Raw genomic sequence first — 13,934 nt, 5'->3', positions numbered from 1 at the left:
CCAGAGACAGGATTGTTTTGACCGAGAGGCCGCGGCGTACTGGATGCCCCGGTCAAGCCGGGGCATGACAGCGTTAGTTGTGGAGAGCGCGCGTGGTGCTTAGACGCTCATCGACATGGACGAGCCGGCCGTCGCTGAGGCGCCTTGGCTCTGCCCGCCTTGCCGCTGCATCAACTGAGCGAACAGATCGTAGGCCGAATTGGCGGAGGACCTGGAGGCGCCTGGCACCGTGGTCGACATCTTGAAGCCGTCGGCATAGGTGACGGTGGTGGTGGTCGAGCCGTCGGCATTGGTCGTCGTGGTCGAGGTCGATCCGCCGCTCGACGACGACGAGGAATCCGAGCCGCTGCCGGAGGCCTCGCCCGCGCCGCTCGCGCCATGGGCATGGTGGCCGCGGTGACCGCTCTTCAGGGCCTTCGACATCTCATCCAGGCTGACGCTGCCGTCCGAATTCGAATCCAGCTTCGAGAACACGTCATCGGCCTGCGCCAGATTGGTGCCGCCGGCACCGAGCGCGTCCTCGAATTCCGACGTGGTGATGCTGCCGTCGCCATCGGCATCGATCTGCGAGAACAGGTGCTTCAGCGCGGCATCCCGGCTCGACGAGATCGAGGACGTCGAGTCGGACGAGGTCGAGGCCGTCGCGCTGGCGGTGCCGTCCGAGGACTGGCTCTGCGCGGCGAACAACGCGTTCATCGTCTCCGACGAGATCTGCGGATATCTGCCTGCATTGACCGATGAGGTGGCGTTGCCAGTCGTGCTGCTGCCGCTGTCGATCGCGAACGGATTGGTCGGCGCGCTCTGCGAGGATCCCGTCTTCTGCGTCGACGACGACGATTTCGAGCTCGTCAACGACTGGATCGCGTCGAGCGCACTCGAGACGGCGCCAAGGGCGAACAACATTGCACAACTCCAACCGATGCGCGGCATGCCGCGGCAAATGTTCTGCAGGTGAAGTCAGCAAGCGTCGTGCCAGCGCGAAAAGCTCAATGAAATCCGCATCCGCCACGCTGTACAGGTCGCGGGAACACCGGCAATTCATGCCGCAGACGGCAGAAATTTCCGCCCACAGGAAGCGCGCCCCTGCTGCATTGCCCGCCACGGAGGCCCATGTTAGGCGAGGCCCATTCGTCTCCGGCCGCCACGGGAAACAGCGCCATGACCCAAGCTTTCGCCCCCCGCCCCCTAGCCATCGCGCCCTCGATCCTGGCCTCGGATTTCTCCAGGCTCGGCGAGGAGGTGCGCGCGGTGGACGCCGCCGGCGCCGACTGGATCCATCTCGACGTGATGGACGGGCATTTCGTTCCCAACATCTCCTACGGCCCCGACGTCATCAAGGCGATGCGCCCGCACACCAAGAAGATCTTCGATGCGCATCTGATGATCTCGCCCTGCGATCCCTATCTCGAGGCCTTCGCGAAGGCCGGCTGCGACCACATCACGGTGCATGCGGAGGCCGGTCCTCATTTGCACCGCTCGCTCCAGGCCATCCGCGCACTCGGCAAGAAGGCCGGCGTCTCGCTCAACCCGGGCACGCCCATCAGCGCGCTCGAATACGTCCTCGACCTCGTCGACCTCGTGCTCGTGATGTCGGTCAATCCCGGCTTCGGCGGCCAGGCCTTCATCCCCTCGGCGATAAGCAAGATCCGCGACATCCGCGCGATGACGGCAGGCCGTCCGATCGACATCGAGGTCGATGGCGGCGTCGGCCCCGACGTCGCAGGCCCGCTGGCAGCTGCCGGCGCCAACGCCTTCGTCGCCGGCACCTCCGTGTTCAAGGGCGGCACGCAGGACGCCTACAAGACCAATATCGCCGCGATCCGCAACGCGGCGCTCGGGGCGCGCGGCGAGGCCATCTGACGGCTGGTCGCGGTCCGAACCGGCCTTGCGGCCGCCGCGACCAACAGGGATGGACGAAATCCGCGCCACTCCGTTTTCCGCAGGCCTGCGGCGCCTGCTCGCCGAGACCCTTCAGGACGGCGAGCAGGTGGTCTGGCAGGGTCAGCCCGACGGCGTCGCCCGCATGATGATGTGGCGATTTCTCTGGTGGATCGGATTTCCCTGGCTGCTAATGACCATCGTCGCCGTCAGAGCGGATTGGATCGAGCAGGCGGCCCGCCCTCTCGTGATACTCGGGGTTGCAATGGTTGCGGCCCCGCTGGTGATGCTGCTGCAAGACCTGCAGACTCTCTATCTCATCACCGATCGCCGCGCGCTGATCCTGCGAACGGCCTGGGGCCGGCGGACGGTCAGCCAGACGCCGTTCGAGGCCATGGACGCCGTCTTCGAAGTCCTCGACATCGGCCGCAGTGCCGGCCATCTCAACTTCGCATCTGGGCGATCGACCCGTTCGCCCGATACCGACTACACCGGCCGCTACGGGTTTCGGTGTGTTCGCGACGCTCCGCGCCTGCGTGACATCCTTGAAGCTGCGCGCGCAGACAGGGTACGGCGGCCGCACCCGGAAAAAGCTGCGGCCCTGACGGGCGCTGCGGCGCGCAATGCCTAAAATTGCAACTTCGACCCGTACTCATCCGGGCTTCACTGATTCGTGCAAATCACTGCAAGTGATTCCTGCCTGTTTTCGCGGGAGCACATCATGACGACGACCCTGGTTTGGACTGGCGTGGCGTTGTGGATTGGTTTCAGTGCGTTTGTCGTGTTCGGCCCATCGGCTGGACCGGTCGAGGCCCCGGCACGCTCGGCCCGCAACATCCGTCGCGACCGCTATCGGGTCTGACGTCCATGCAGACCGCCCTCGTCAAGCGCCAGCCGAAACGCAGGTGCCGGATTCCGCGGCGCCCGCATCCGAACCTCGACTATTTCTTCGGTCGGTTCGAACGCACTGACGGCGCGCCGGACGACGATAACAGGCTCGACAATTCGGACCTGGACCATCCGTCGCAGCGCCACCACTGACGATCTCCTTTTTCGGAACGACCCCATGAAACCGCATTGCCCGAACTGCCTGAAGGAAATGACCAAGGCATCCGCGTCGCGTAACCTGTTCAATTGCGAGCCCTGCCGCGAGATCATCCAGTATTTTGGCGGCAGCGCGGATCACGGCGAGCCCGGCCCGCAATTCTCCTGGCCCATCCGCCGCAAGCGCGTGGTCCACACCGCTCACGCGGCGTGATTTCGTCTAACCAACCTCATCTGCATCTCCGGCCATTCGCGGCGGCCGCACCACGGTGACGGTGCAGGCCGCCTCCGAGGCCACCTTGGCCGAGACGCTGCCGAGCAGCGTGCGGCGGAACGAGCTCTGCCGCGCGCCGATGATGACGTGGTCGACCTGGTTGACCTCGGCGAATTCCAGCAGCGCCGCCGCAGGATCGACGGCCTCCAGCACGTGAACCGTCAGCCGGCTTTCGTCGAGCTTCAGCGGCGTCGCCCAATGCCGGAGCGCCACCAGGCGGTCGATATGCTTGTTGGAGCCCTGCTCGTCCAGCGTACGGTCGATCGCGATGCGGTTGAGCTTCAGGACGTTGACGCAGGCAAGCCGCGCCGAGGGCAGCGTGGCGAGAATGCGCTCGGTGGTGACGCGCAGCGCCTCGTTCAGCTCCGGCGCGCCCTCAACCGTGTCGAGTGCGACCGCGAGGATCGGGCTCGATGCGATCTGGGCCGCGACATCCGATTTCGCGCGCGGGGCCATGACGCCCTGATTGAAGCGCCGCCGCCAGGCGACGCTGAGCGGATCGCGCTTCAGCCGCTCCGAACGCGCGGTGAGCTTGACCTGGTGCGGATGGGCAAGATCGAAGGCGAGCTGGGATGCGGTCGGATAGCGCCACACCGGCTCGATCTCGAGGCAGCGCAGCACCACCTCCTGGAGCCAGGGCGGATAGTCGGCGCGAAGCGCGCGCGGCGGATGCGGATCGCGCCAGAGCCTGCGCCGCATCGCGCGCAACGTCTCGCCCTCGCCGAACGGACGCTCGCCGGTGGTGAAGAAATAGAGCAGCACGCCGAGCGAAAACAGGTCGCTGCGCGGATCATCGCGCACGCCCAACAGCCGTTCCGGCGCCATGTAGGGCGCGGTGCCGTAAGGCAGGCGGAATTCCTCCTGCAGGAGATCAGGCAAATGGTCGTGGTGCGACAGGCCGTAGTCGATCAGCACCGCCTCGCCGCTCTCGCGGAACATGATGCTGCTCGGCTTGATGTCGTGATGAATCACGTTCTGCCGGTGCAGGTCGGCGAGCGCGGTCGCGATCTTCGCAACGAGCTGGCGCGCCTCGTCATAAGGCAGCGGCAGGTCGGGCAGACGCTTGTAGAGCGTGGTCCCGGAGATGCGCTCGATCACGACATAGGCCTGGTGCGCGAAATCGCCGGTGCCGAAACACGTGGGCACGTGCGGCCCCGCCAGCCGCGGCAGGATCATCATCTCCATCTCGAAGGAGACGATCGCGGCGGGGTCCTCGCCCTCCGACACCCGCGGGATCTTCATCAGCAGCGGTACGTCGATGCCGGGATGAGTGACCGTCCACAGCGTCGCCATGCCGCCGGCATGGACGCATTCGCCGATGGTGTAGCCGTCGATCACGGCGCCTGACTTGACCAGGGGTTTCGGCATCGGCCTCTAGCGCCCCTGCGACAGGCGGTCGGCGAGCCAATGCGGCAGGCCGTTCTCGCGGATCCGGCTCGCGGCCGTCTCGATGTCATAGGGCGCGCGGCAATAGGTGATCTGGCACGACATCGTGTCGAACAGCACGAAGGCCGCAGACGGATCGCCGTCGCGGGGCTGGCCGACCGAGCCCAGCACCGCCAGCCATTGCCGTCCGCGCAGCAGCGGCACCGCGACGTCGGTCTTGGGCACGAGGCTCGTCATCTTCGCCGTCACCGACATCGAATAGAGCGCCGGACGATGGATATGGCCGCAGAAGGTGACATGGGCAGACGTCGAGATCAGGCTCTTGGCGGCATCCGCCGTCGAGCGGACATAGTGCCAGCGCTGCGGGCTGGAGGCTTCCGAATGCACGAACAGACGATCGCCGTCCTCCACCACCATCGGCAATTCGGCCAGGAATCGCCGCTGCGCGGCGTCGAGCCGGCCGCGGGTCCATTCGATCGCGATCTGCGCCTCGGCATTCATGGTCTCGGCCGAGGAATTGACCGCCTGGTCGTGGTTGCCGCGCACGGCGACAGCGCCCTGCGCGACCAGCTCCATCGCCGTATCCACCACCCATTCCGGATCGGCACCATAGCCGACGAAGTCGCCGAGCAGGATGAACCGCTCAGCGCCCTTGGCGCGGGCAAGCTTCAGGCAGGCCTCGAACGCCTGCCGGTTACCGTGGATATCCGAGAAGACAGCGAGAAGCACGCACCCTCCACCCTCAAATTCTTATTGGAGGCCGATAAGGCCAAATTGAGGGAGGTCAAGAAGATGCGCCAGCACCGAGCCGTTTACCAGCGCTGCCCTGCGGTGATGGTGAAAGGCCTATTGCTCGTCCTTCGGCGGCATCCGGGGCGGCGGAATCGGGGTGAACACCGCGCCTTGCGCGCCGGCGGGCGGAGCATTGAATTCGCCGGTCGAGGAATCGCCGCCGCTCGTCTCCAGAATCGTCTTGGGCGTCACATACTCCCGGACCATGTCGATCAGGCTGCCGTCGCCGCCGCCGAAATCGGCCGCACGCCCCCCTTGCGGATGTCCGAGCGCAATCTCGTTCTCCGCCGCATGGGTCTTGTCGGCCAGTCTGTCATTGTAGGGCACACGAAAGGCGCGCGGGATGCCGCTCGGGCGATTGTCCTCGTCCAGCGCCTCGACCCAGAGATAGATCGAGCCGGGATCGCCTTCCAGCGAATGCGGCTCGACGATGCGGGCCTTCAGCAGCTTGAAGGTAGCAGGCAGCCGGTCCGTGCTGGCCCAGCCGAGCAGTCCGCGCATCTCGGTGAAGCTGACGACGTAGAAGGCGCTGGTCACGACCACCGCGACCGCCTTCAGCGACCAGTGCAGCCGCGCATAGACCAGCACGACCAGCAGCAGCGCGCCGATGACGGCGTAAGCGACCGACAGCGTGACGATGACCGTCTGCGGATTACTCACGGCGCACCCTCACCCGAGTCTTCGGATCGACATCGGCACCGTTGCGCCAGCTGCTGCGGAACGTCTCCAGCAGCGATTTCGGCCGCTGATCGACATTGACGACCTTGCCTTCGGCATCGATACGGAATCGCACCGCGGTCTTCTCGTCGCCGGTGTGGTCGAGCGTGAACTTGTTGTCGAAGATCACCTGCGCGGTCGGATTGAGCTTCTGCACCTTCACATTGGCCGTCACCGGCTCGCCGGTGGTGGCGACGAAATGCGAGACGTTGACGGTGTATTCGCCGGCGAGAATGCCGCGCACCGTGACGATCTCCTCGCGGATGGGCGAGGCGATCTTCTTGCCGGCGACCATGATGAAGTCGTTGGCCCCGCCGCGGTCGTCGCGGTCGAGGGTGAGGAAGCCGGCCTCGCGGTGGCGATACCAGGCGATGTTGCCGGCGGGATCCTGCACGAACAGGTCGAGATCGTCGGGGTGGTTGTCCGGCCAGTCCAGCGTGATCATGAACTCCGCCTTGGAGTCGATCTTGCCGTCCTTGGCGTCCGGGGACACCGCGAGCAGCGCGAGAAAGAACAGGAAAGCGATCACCTGGAGCGCCTTGAACAGCATCACGCCCAGGGGATCGAACGGCTCCTCGCGCGGATAGAGGCCGAAATCATCCATCATGACGGCGTTCCGGCGCCCTTAATTCCAGCGCCTTGGCGCTCCAGGACCGGCGTCACATAGGTCTCGGTCAGCACCACCGCATCCGAGAACACGCGCTGGGTCGCGGAATCCAGCATGTAGTACTGGATGCGGACCAGGATCGAGCCGACGAGGCCGGCCAGCGTCGTGTACATCGCGACCGCCATGCCGTCGCTCATCAGCCCCATCGAGGAGCGCATCGCCACCTTGTCGGCAGCATCCAGCCCCGCGATCGGCGCCAGCATGATGATGAAGCCGATGATGGTGCCGAGCAGGCCGAGCTTCATCAGCGTGTCCGAGACGAAGGCGCCGAAGCCGTTGGAGCCGCGCAGGCGGTCGGCCAGCGTTCGCAGCAGCAGCGTCTGGTCCACGGGGCGGTAATCCTGCGCCGCCGCCTTCGTCACCAGGCTCTCGATGTGATCGCGCACCAGCCCGCGCGGCAGCGACGTCCCGCGCGCATCGAGCACCCTGCCGCCGTCAGGCGCCGCAAGCGCCGCCCGGCAACGCCGCGCCGCCGCCCCCTCGCGCGCGATCGCGCGCGTGCGCAAGAAGCAGTGGCCGCAGGTCAGGATGTAGAGCACCGCGATAATGCTGGAAATGTAGGTGCGGTCCGAGGTCAGCATCAGATGGATCAGGCCGAAGCGCCACAGCAGCACGACGGCGAAGATCGACAGCCCGGTGAAGATCATCCAGAACAGCAGCGCGCTGCGCTCGGATGGGTCGGCGGCCTGGCCCACGACCGGTCCAATCGTCATCGAACTCATGCTGCACCGCTCCTCGCTCGCAACGATGGGCCTATAAAGATTCCTGCCCGATTAGATCAAAGCCGCCGCGCCCGGTCCAAAGACCCATGCCCAATCCGGCTTGGGAAATTTGCCCGAACTGCAACCGGCCCAAACCCAGCAATTGGCAAGGCGCGGCGGCGTTGTTAGGCTGATCCTACCAAACGTCGGGGGTAATCGCATGCGCCTCGTGCTTCAGCTTGTTGCCCGCCTGCTCCTCATCGTGGCGCTATGTCTGGGCGCGGCGACCGTATGGGCCACTTTCGAGGCCTACCGCAGCGTTGACCGGGCGACCGCGGCCTCGGCGCAGCGGGTCGCGCAGGCGCTTCAGGCACTGTACTGGCATGAGTTCTTGTTGCGCAGCAGCAGAATACGCGAGCAGCTTTTGCCGGTTCCGGAATGGCGTACCCTGGAGACGATGAAGCTGATCTCGCCCGGCGTCTGCGTCGAGTTCCAGCCGGCCATTGCATTCGAAAAGCCGCTCTGCGGCCAGAGTGAGGGGCTAGGCAAGACCCCGCCGCGCTGGTTCGCATCGATCGTGCCGATCTTCCTCGGCAGCCACACCGAGGTGGTGCGGCCCGTCAGCCCCCGCGCCACGTCAGCCGGTGCGGTGGTCGCGACGCCCGATGCGGCCGCCGCGATCTCGCTCGCCTGGGAATACATCCTCAACGTCATCGACGTCGCGCTGCTGATGGCGGCGGCGATCGCCCTGCTCGCCTCGCTCGCCATCGCGCACGCACTGGCGCCGGCGCGCGCGATCGTCACCGCTCTCCAGCGCATGGCGCGCGGACAGTATCGCACGAAACTGCCGCGCTTCCGCTCGATGGAGCTGGCGATGATCGGGGACGCCGTCGGCGAACTTGGCGGCCGACTGGAGGAAGCGACCGAACAGCGCGCGGCGCTGACGCGACGCCTGATCGAGATCCGCGACGACGAACGCCGCGCGCTCGCTCGTGAGCTGCACGACGAGTTCGGACAGAACCTTTCCGCCATCCTCGCCTTCGCCAACACCATCGAGACGGCGAGCGCGAAGCAGAACAAGGACGATGGGATCGCGCAGGACGCGCGCATGATCTCGCAGGCGACGCATCACCTGATGGCCTCGCTGCGCGATGCGCTGAAGCGGCTGCGCAATCCGCTGCCTGAGGAGCTCGGGCTCGAGGCCAGCCTCGTCAACCTCGTCGACAGCTGGCGCTCGCACAGTACGGCGCGGCCGACGATCCAGCTCGACCTCAGGGGCGACCTCACCGACATCAGTGGCCCGGCCGCCACCACCGCTTATCGTGTCGCGCAGGAATGCCTGACAAACGCGCTGCGTCACAGTGCGGCGCGCGAGATCTCGTTGCGCGTCGAGCGGCGCGCGGGCGAGGACGATGCGCTCGTGATCCGTGTCGAGGACGACGGCGGCGGCGATGCCGCGCGCGTCGCGCAGTCAGCGGGCTTCGGCCTCACCGGCATCCGCGAGCGCGTCGCGGCGGCCGGCGGATCGCTGTCGATCCTGCCCGCCAATCGCGGGCTGAGCATCGCCGCCACCATCCCTCTCGCCGCGTGAGGCCGACGTGAACGATGTCGCGGCAACTGGCATCTCGGTCCTGCTGGTCGACGATCATCCGATCGTCCGGCAAGGCTATCGGCGCGTGCTGGAGAGCCAGGGCGACCTGCACGTCGTGGCGGAGGCCGACAACGCCGCGGATGCCTACGGCGCCTTCAAGGCGCACGATCCTGATGTCGTCGTGCTGGATATCTCGATGCCCGGCGCGAGCGGGCTGGAGGCCATCCGCAACATCCGCGCCCGCAGCCCGCGGGCGCGTATCCTCGTCTTCACCATGCACAACGAGGCGGTGCTGGTGAAATCAGCCTTCAGCGCCGGCGCCTCCGGCTTCGTCACCAAGAGCAGCGAGCCGTCTGCGGTCGTGAACGCAATCCGCAGCGTCGCCCGCGGCGAGCGCGCCATGAGCGACGACATCGCACATATCCTCGCCGAGGACAGCCTGTCACCGACCGGCTCGGCGCTGGACCAGCTGGGCGAGCGCGAGATCGAGATCCTGCGCCAGTTCGCCGGCGGCGCCACCACCGAAGAGATCGCGACACATCTCAATCTCAGTGTGAAGACGGTGCAGAACTATCACTATCTGATCAAGACCAAGACCGGCGCGCGCACGGACGCGCAGCTCGTGCGGCTCGCCGCGACGTGCGGGCTGACCAGGATCTAGCAGCGGGGCTGCCGGATTCCTCGAGCGAGGTTTCGTAAATCTGCCGAACGGGATGGAACGGAGGCCATCCAGCCCCGGTTAGGAGTAGAGTGGAGGAGTAATCGCCATGAGTAAGGCTCATCACAAGGCAATCGACCATCCCCCGATCATTACCGTAGGCGAGCTCATCGACGAACTTTGCCGCCTGCCCGATACGGCCGTCGTCCACTTCCGCTGCCCCATGCTCGAGCAGGAGCTGACATTCTACCGCCTTCGGAGGCGGTCAAAGGATGCCGTCGAAATTGCGGTCAATACATATCCGGAGAGCCCGCCGGTCGTACCGGCCAACGGCGGGTTTCACCCGCGCAAGCATGCAACCGCCTCGCCCTCCATTCGCGAGGGCTCGCTTCTTCACAAGGCAAGAGGGTAAGTTAGTCTAGGCCGCCTTCAACCCGCGCAGCACCAGCGCGAGCGTCGCATCGACACGCGCGGGCAGATCGGCATCCTTCCACTCGTCGGCATGGGCCGGGTGGTGGAAGCGGACGGTCGCATCGAAGATCGCGCGCGCGGTCGCCTTGACGTCGCCCACGGCGAACACGCCCTGATTCACGCCATCGGTCAGGATCCCCGCGATCTGGTCGATCATGGTGTCCTTGTGACACTTGACGGCCGCACAGGCCTCGCGCGCCAGCGTCAGATAGGTCTCGAACATCTCGGGGTCGTCGAGCACACGCGAACGCTTGGCCGCGAACAGCGTGCGCAGCCAGCGGTCGAGCCTGTCGGGCGCCGGGCCATCCTCCTTGGCGATCGCCAGCAGCGGTGCGTCGATGCGGTCCAGCCAGCGTTTGGCAACGGCCTCGCGCAGCGAGGCCTTGCTCGGGAAATGGCGATAGACGCTGCCGTGGCTCACATCGAGCGCACGGGCAACGTCAACCACGGTGGCCTTGGCAAGTCCGTAGCGCCGCAAGACGTCCTCGGTGACTTCGAGGATCCGCTCCGGCGTCAGGATAACGGCTTCGTTCATGCCAGCACCTTGTTCCCGTTCAGGGTTCACCCGGCGACGGCGCTAATTCCGAAGCGCCCGTGCCGGTCGTTTCGGAAAGCTCTCGCCTTAATGAGGCAGTTTTGCAGCCTGCGCCGCGATCTGGCGCGCCACCAGCAAATTGAGCCAATGCCCAATCGCGCCGGTGAAATTGAGGATTTCGGTCGTCATTGTCTTAAGTCTCCATTCGTCCGCGGCGCCCACCTCCAAATTACGCCCTGAATCCGCAGTTGTTTCGGACCTGGGGCTCCCGGTGGGATAGCCACGGGACGCCCAATCGGAGCGTCCGGGAATGGATATACACGTCTCGCTGACAGATTTCAATATCTGTCAGTCAATGATCCGTGATTGACAGTTAATTTGCGGCCGGGCCCCGCCCCCCTGCTGGCCGGTCCGGTGGATAGCTTGGCGATCCCCCTCTCCCGGGGCCCAGACCGTTTGTTTCGCCCTGCCCGCTCTGTTAAATCACGGCGTAAAAAGCATTTTGGCCGGCGCCGCCCCTCAAGGACCGCCCGCCCACCTTCCTGGAGCCGTCAGATGATCCCCCGCTATACCCGTCCCGAAATGGCCTCGATCTGGGAGCCGCAGACCCGGTTCAAGATCTGGTTCGAGATCGAGGCGCATGCGGCGGACGCCCTCGCCGAGCTCGGGACAATCCCCAAGGAGGCCGCCAAGACGGTCTGGGCCAAGGCCAAGGACGCCACCTTCGACGTCGCCCGCATCGACGAGATCGAGCGCGAGACCAAGCACGACGTCATTGCCTTCCTCACCCACCTCGCCGAGATCGTCGGCCCCGAAGCGCGCTTCGTGCACCAGGGCATGACCTCCTCCGACGTGCTCGACACCTGCCTCAACGTCCAGCTCACCCGCGCCGCCGACCTCCTGCTCGCCGACCTCGACAAGGTGCTGGCCGCGCTGAAGAAGCGCGCCTTCGAGCACAAGATGACGCCGACCATCGGCCGCAGCCACGGCATCCATGCCGAGCCCGTCACCTTCGGCCTCAAGCTCGCCTATGCCTATGCCGAGTTCACGCGCGCCAAGGAGCGCCTGATCGCGGCACGGAAAGAAGTCGCGACCTGCGCCATCTCGGGCGCGGTCGGCACGTTTGCGCAGATCGACCCGCGCGTCGAAGAGCATGTCGCGAAAGCCATGGGCCTCGTGCCGGAGCCGATCTCGACCCAGGTAATCCCGCGCGATCGTCACGCCATGTATTTCTCGACGCTCGGCGTGATCGCCTCCTCGATCGAGCGCATCGCGGTGGAGATCCGCCACATGCAGCGCACCGAGGTGCTGGAGGCCGAAGAGTTCTTCTCCGAAGGGCAGAAGGGTTCTTCCGCGATGCCGCACAAGCGCAACCCGGTGCTGTCGGAGAACCTCACCGGCCTGTCCCGCATGGTGCGCGCCTATGTGACGCCGGCGCTGGAGAACGTCGTGCTCTGGCACGAGCGCGACATCTCGCACTCCTCGGCCGAGCGCATGATGGGCCCGGACGCGACCGTGACGCTCGACTTCGCGCTGGTGCGCCTCGCCGGCCTGATCGACAAGCTCCTGGTCTATCCCGCCAACATGCAGAAGAACCTCGACCGCCTCGGCGGCCTCGTGCACTCCCAGCGTGTGCTGCTGGCGCTGACGCAAAAGGGCGCAAGCCGCGAGGACGCCTACAAGCTGGTGCAGCGCAACGCCATGCCGGTCTGGCGCGGCGAAGGCGACTTCCTCCAGCTCCTGAAGAAGGACGCCGAGGTGAAGAAGTATCTCACCGACGCCGAGATCGAGGAGCAGTTCGACCTCGGCTATCACCTCAAGCACGTCGACACGATCTTCAAGCGCGTGTTCGGGGCGAGCTGAGCGTCACGTCCGTAGCCCGGGTGAGCGCAGCGATACCCGGGAAATCTCTTGCGAAGGATCCCGGATGTCGCTTCGCTCATCCGGGCTACAACCAATCAAAAAACGGATCCCCCATGCCCATCGTCAACCGCATCGCCGCCCTCTCCGACGAAATGGCCGCCTGGCGCCATGACTTCCACGAGAATCCGGAGCTGCTCTACGAAGTCCATCGCACCGCCGGCATCGTTGCCGACAAGCTGCGCGAGTTCGGTTGCGACGAGGTGGTGACGGGTATCGGCCGCACCGGCGTGGTCGGCGTGATCCGCGGCCGCAAGTCGGCCTCCGGCAAGACCATTGGCCTCCGCGCCGACATGGACGCGCTGCCGATCATGGAGACCTCGGGCGTGCCCTACGCCTCGAAGGTCCCCGGCAAGATGCACGCCTGCGGTCATGACGGCCACACCGCGATGCTGCTCGGCGCCGCCAAATATCTCACCGAGACGCGCAATTTCGACGGCACCGCAATCATGATCTTCCAGCCCGCCGAGGAAGGCGGCGGCGGCGGCAAGGCCATGGTCGAGGACGGCCTGATGACGCGCTGGAACATCCAGGAGGTCTACGGCATGCACAACATGCCCGGCCTGCCCGAAGGCCATTTCGCCACCACGCCCGGCGCGATGCTCGCCTCCTCCGACAACATCCAGATCATCGTCAATGGCAAGGGCGGCCATGCCGGCGCCGGCCCGCACAAATCGGTCGACAGCGTCCTGATCGGATCGCAGATCGTCAACGCGCTTCAGTCGATCGTCTCGCGCAATGTCGACCCGCTCAAATCGGCCGTCATCTCGATCACCCAATTCCACGCCGGCACCGCCTTCAACATCATCCCTGAAGTCGCCGAGCTCGCCGGCACCGTGCGCACCCTCGACCCCGAGGTGCGCGATCTCGTCGAACGCCGCATCGGCGAGGTCGCCGACAGCGTCGCCCGCGCCTATGGCGGCTCGGCCGAGACGAAATACACGCGCATGTATCCGGTGACGATGAACCATGCGCGCGAGGCCGGCCTTGCCGCCGACGTCGCCCGCGACATCGTCGGCACCGAGCGCGTCAACGACAAGTTCATCCCGATGATGGGCGCCGAGGACTTCTCCTTCATGCTGGAGGCGCGTCCCGGCGCCATGGTCCTGGTCGGCATGGGCGACGGCAACGAGTGCCACCACCCCGCCTACGTCTTCAACGACAACATCCTCGGCCACGGCGCCTCGTTCTGGGTGCGCATGATCGAGACGCGGATGCCGGCGTAGCTGACGCAGCATTCGCAAATTTGTAGCCCGGGTGAGCGAAGCGACACCCGGGACAACTCTCGACAAATTGCAGT

General features: G+C 65.8%; 17 protein-coding genes. 10 read left to right on the top strand and 7 right to left on the bottom strand.

Going from position 1 to position 13,934, the window contains the following annotated elements; all coding sequences use genetic code 11:
* Positions 1-99 precede the first annotated feature (99 nt).
* Positions 100-903 carry an EF-hand domain-containing protein gene (locus tag JQ592_RS16050; RefSeq protein ID WP_211403797.1) on the bottom strand — a complete coding sequence of 268 codons (804 nt, stop codon included), beginning with the start codon at positions 901-903 and terminating at the stop codon, positions 100-102.
* Positions 904-1,158: 255 nt separating this feature from the next.
* Here JQ592_RS16050 and rpe point away from each other — a divergent pair, with 255 nt between their 5' ends.
* The 5 genes from rpe to JQ592_RS16025 all read left to right on the top strand — a co-directional run bounded on the left by rpe (position 1,159) and on the right by JQ592_RS16025 (position 3,136).
* A complete protein-coding gene (gene rpe, locus JQ592_RS16045; RefSeq protein WP_211403796.1) occupies positions 1,159-1,860 on the top strand; it encodes a ribulose-phosphate 3-epimerase in 702 nt (233 codons plus the stop codon).
* 49 nt (positions 1,861-1,909) lie between these two features.
* Positions 1,910-2,509 (top strand): hypothetical protein, encoded by a 600-nt coding sequence (locus JQ592_RS16040; RefSeq protein ID WP_211403795.1) that lies wholly within the window; start codon positions 1,910-1,912, stop codon positions 2,507-2,509.
* A gap of 90 nt (positions 2,510-2,599) precedes the next feature.
* Positions 2,600-2,740: a hypothetical protein gene (locus JQ592_RS16035; protein WP_211403794.1), complete on the top strand. Its 141-nt coding sequence runs from the start codon at positions 2,600-2,602 to the stop codon at positions 2,738-2,740.
* Positions 2,741-2,745: 5 nt separating this feature from the next.
* Positions 2,746-2,919: a hypothetical protein gene (locus JQ592_RS16030; protein ID WP_211403793.1), complete on the top strand. Its 174-nt coding sequence runs from the start codon at positions 2,746-2,748 to the stop codon at positions 2,917-2,919.
* Positions 2,920-2,944: 25 nt separating this feature from the next.
* Complete coding sequence (locus tag JQ592_RS16025; protein ID WP_211403792.1) at positions 2,945-3,136, top strand: hypothetical protein; 192 nt, start codon at positions 2,945-2,947, stop codon at positions 3,134-3,136.
* A 6-nt stretch (positions 3,137-3,142) separates the two neighbouring features.
* Here the strand turns inward: JQ592_RS16025 and JQ592_RS16020 are convergent, their stop codons facing one another.
* From JQ592_RS16020 to JQ592_RS16000, 5 genes are all read right to left on the bottom strand, one after another.
* Positions 3,143-4,564: a serine/threonine protein kinase gene (locus JQ592_RS16020; RefSeq protein WP_211403791.1), complete on the bottom strand. Its 1,422-nt coding sequence runs from the start codon at positions 4,562-4,564 to the stop codon at positions 3,143-3,145.
* Positions 4,565-4,570: 6 nt separating this feature from the next.
* Positions 4,571-5,311, bottom strand: a complete 741-nt coding sequence (locus JQ592_RS16015; RefSeq protein ID WP_211403790.1) for a metallophosphoesterase family protein — start codon at positions 5,309-5,311, stop codon at positions 4,571-4,573.
* 117 nt (positions 5,312-5,428) lie between these two features.
* Positions 5,429-6,034, bottom strand: a complete 606-nt coding sequence (locus tag JQ592_RS16010) for a hypothetical protein (RefSeq protein ID WP_211403789.1) — start codon at positions 6,032-6,034, stop codon at positions 5,429-5,431.
* Complete coding sequence (locus JQ592_RS16005; RefSeq protein ID WP_183240384.1) at positions 6,027-6,698, bottom strand: hypothetical protein; 672 nt, start codon at positions 6,696-6,698, stop codon at positions 6,027-6,029. Before JQ592_RS16005 ends, JQ592_RS16010 begins: the two co-directional genes overlap by 8 nt.
* Positions 6,695-7,480 (bottom strand): MotA/TolQ/ExbB proton channel family protein, encoded by a 786-nt coding sequence (locus JQ592_RS16000; RefSeq protein WP_211403788.1) that lies wholly within the window; start codon positions 7,478-7,480, stop codon positions 6,695-6,697. Before JQ592_RS16000 ends, JQ592_RS16005 begins: the two co-directional genes overlap by 4 nt.
* 199 nt (positions 7,481-7,679) lie before the next feature.
* Between JQ592_RS16000 and JQ592_RS15995 the strand changes: the two genes are divergently transcribed.
* From JQ592_RS15995 to JQ592_RS15985, 3 genes are all read left to right on the top strand, one after another.
* Positions 7,680-9,050, top strand: a complete 1,371-nt coding sequence (locus JQ592_RS15995; protein ID WP_211403787.1) for a sensor histidine kinase — start codon at positions 7,680-7,682, stop codon at positions 9,048-9,050.
* A gap of 7 nt (positions 9,051-9,057) precedes the next feature.
* A complete protein-coding gene (locus JQ592_RS15990; protein WP_211403786.1) occupies positions 9,058-9,711 on the top strand; it encodes a response regulator in 654 nt (217 codons plus the stop codon).
* Between the two features lie 106 nt (positions 9,712-9,817).
* Positions 9,818-10,120, top strand: coding sequence for a hypothetical protein (locus JQ592_RS15985; protein WP_211403785.1), 303 nt, complete (start codon positions 9,818-9,820; stop codon positions 10,118-10,120).
* Between the two features lie 6 nt (positions 10,121-10,126).
* Here the strand turns inward: JQ592_RS15985 and JQ592_RS15980 are convergent, their stop codons facing one another.
* A complete protein-coding gene (locus JQ592_RS15980) occupies positions 10,127-10,714 on the bottom strand; it encodes a TetR family transcriptional regulator (protein WP_211403784.1) in 588 nt (195 codons plus the stop codon).
* Positions 10,715-11,269: 555 nt separating this feature from the next.
* Here JQ592_RS15980 and purB point away from each other — a divergent pair.
* The gene (purB, locus tag JQ592_RS15975; protein WP_211403783.1) at positions 11,270-12,577 is read left to right on the top strand and encodes an adenylosuccinate lyase; all 1,308 of its coding nucleotides are present in this window, start codon (positions 11,270-11,272) and stop codon (positions 12,575-12,577) included.
* 113 nt (positions 12,578-12,690) lie between these two features.
* Positions 12,691-13,860: a M20 aminoacylase family protein gene (locus JQ592_RS15970; protein ID WP_211403782.1), complete on the top strand. Its 1,170-nt coding sequence runs from the start codon at positions 12,691-12,693 to the stop codon at positions 13,858-13,860.
* Positions 13,861-13,934 lie beyond the last annotated feature (74 nt).

The sequence above is a fragment of the Bradyrhizobium iriomotense genome (assembly GCF_018129405.1).
Taxonomy (GTDB): domain Bacteria; phylum Pseudomonadota; class Alphaproteobacteria; order Rhizobiales; family Xanthobacteraceae; genus Bradyrhizobium; species Bradyrhizobium iriomotense_B.
This window is presented reverse-complemented; position numbering and strand designations above follow the sequence as displayed.

Bases quoted from the DNA above. Each gene is read 5' to 3' on its own strand.
- JQ592_RS15980 (WP_211403784.1), bottom strand. From the start codon at position 10,714: ATGAACGAAGCCGTTATCCTGACGCCGGAGCGGATCCTCGAAGTCACC.
- JQ592_RS16000 (WP_211403788.1), bottom strand. From the start codon at position 7,480: ATGAGTTCGATGACGATTGGACCGGTCGTGGGCCAGGCCGCCGACCCA.
- JQ592_RS16025 (WP_211403792.1), top strand. From the start codon at position 2,945: ATGAAACCGCATTGCCCGAACTGCCTGAAGGAAATGACCAAGGCATCC.
- JQ592_RS15985 (WP_211403785.1), top strand. From the start codon at position 9,818: ATGAGTAAGGCTCATCACAAGGCAATCGACCATCCCCCGATCATTACC.
- JQ592_RS16005 (WP_183240384.1), bottom strand. From the start codon at position 6,698: ATGATGGATGATTTCGGCCTCTATCCGCGCGAGGAGCCGTTCGATCCC.
- rpe (WP_211403796.1), top strand. From the start codon at position 1,159: ATGACCCAAGCTTTCGCCCCCCGCCCCCTAGCCATCGCGCCCTCGATC.
- JQ592_RS16020 (WP_211403791.1), bottom strand. From the start codon at position 4,564: ATGCCGAAACCCCTGGTCAAGTCAGGCGCCGTGATCGACGGCTACACC.
- JQ592_RS16035 (WP_211403794.1), top strand. From the start codon at position 2,600: ATGACGACGACCCTGGTTTGGACTGGCGTGGCGTTGTGGATTGGTTTC.
- JQ592_RS15995 (WP_211403787.1), top strand. From the start codon at position 7,680: ATGCGCCTCGTGCTTCAGCTTGTTGCCCGCCTGCTCCTCATCGTGGCG.
- purB (WP_211403783.1), top strand. From the start codon at position 11,270: ATGATCCCCCGCTATACCCGTCCCGAAATGGCCTCGATCTGGGAGCCG.
- JQ592_RS16050 (WP_211403797.1), bottom strand. From the start codon at position 903: ATGTTGTTCGCCCTTGGCGCCGTCTCGAGTGCGCTCGACGCGATCCAG.
- JQ592_RS16030 (WP_211403793.1), top strand. From the start codon at position 2,746: ATGCAGACCGCCCTCGTCAAGCGCCAGCCGAAACGCAGGTGCCGGATT.
- JQ592_RS16040 (WP_211403795.1), top strand. From the start codon at position 1,910: ATGGACGAAATCCGCGCCACTCCGTTTTCCGCAGGCCTGCGGCGCCTG.
- JQ592_RS15970 (WP_211403782.1), top strand. From the start codon at position 12,691: ATGCCCATCGTCAACCGCATCGCCGCCCTCTCCGACGAAATGGCCGCC.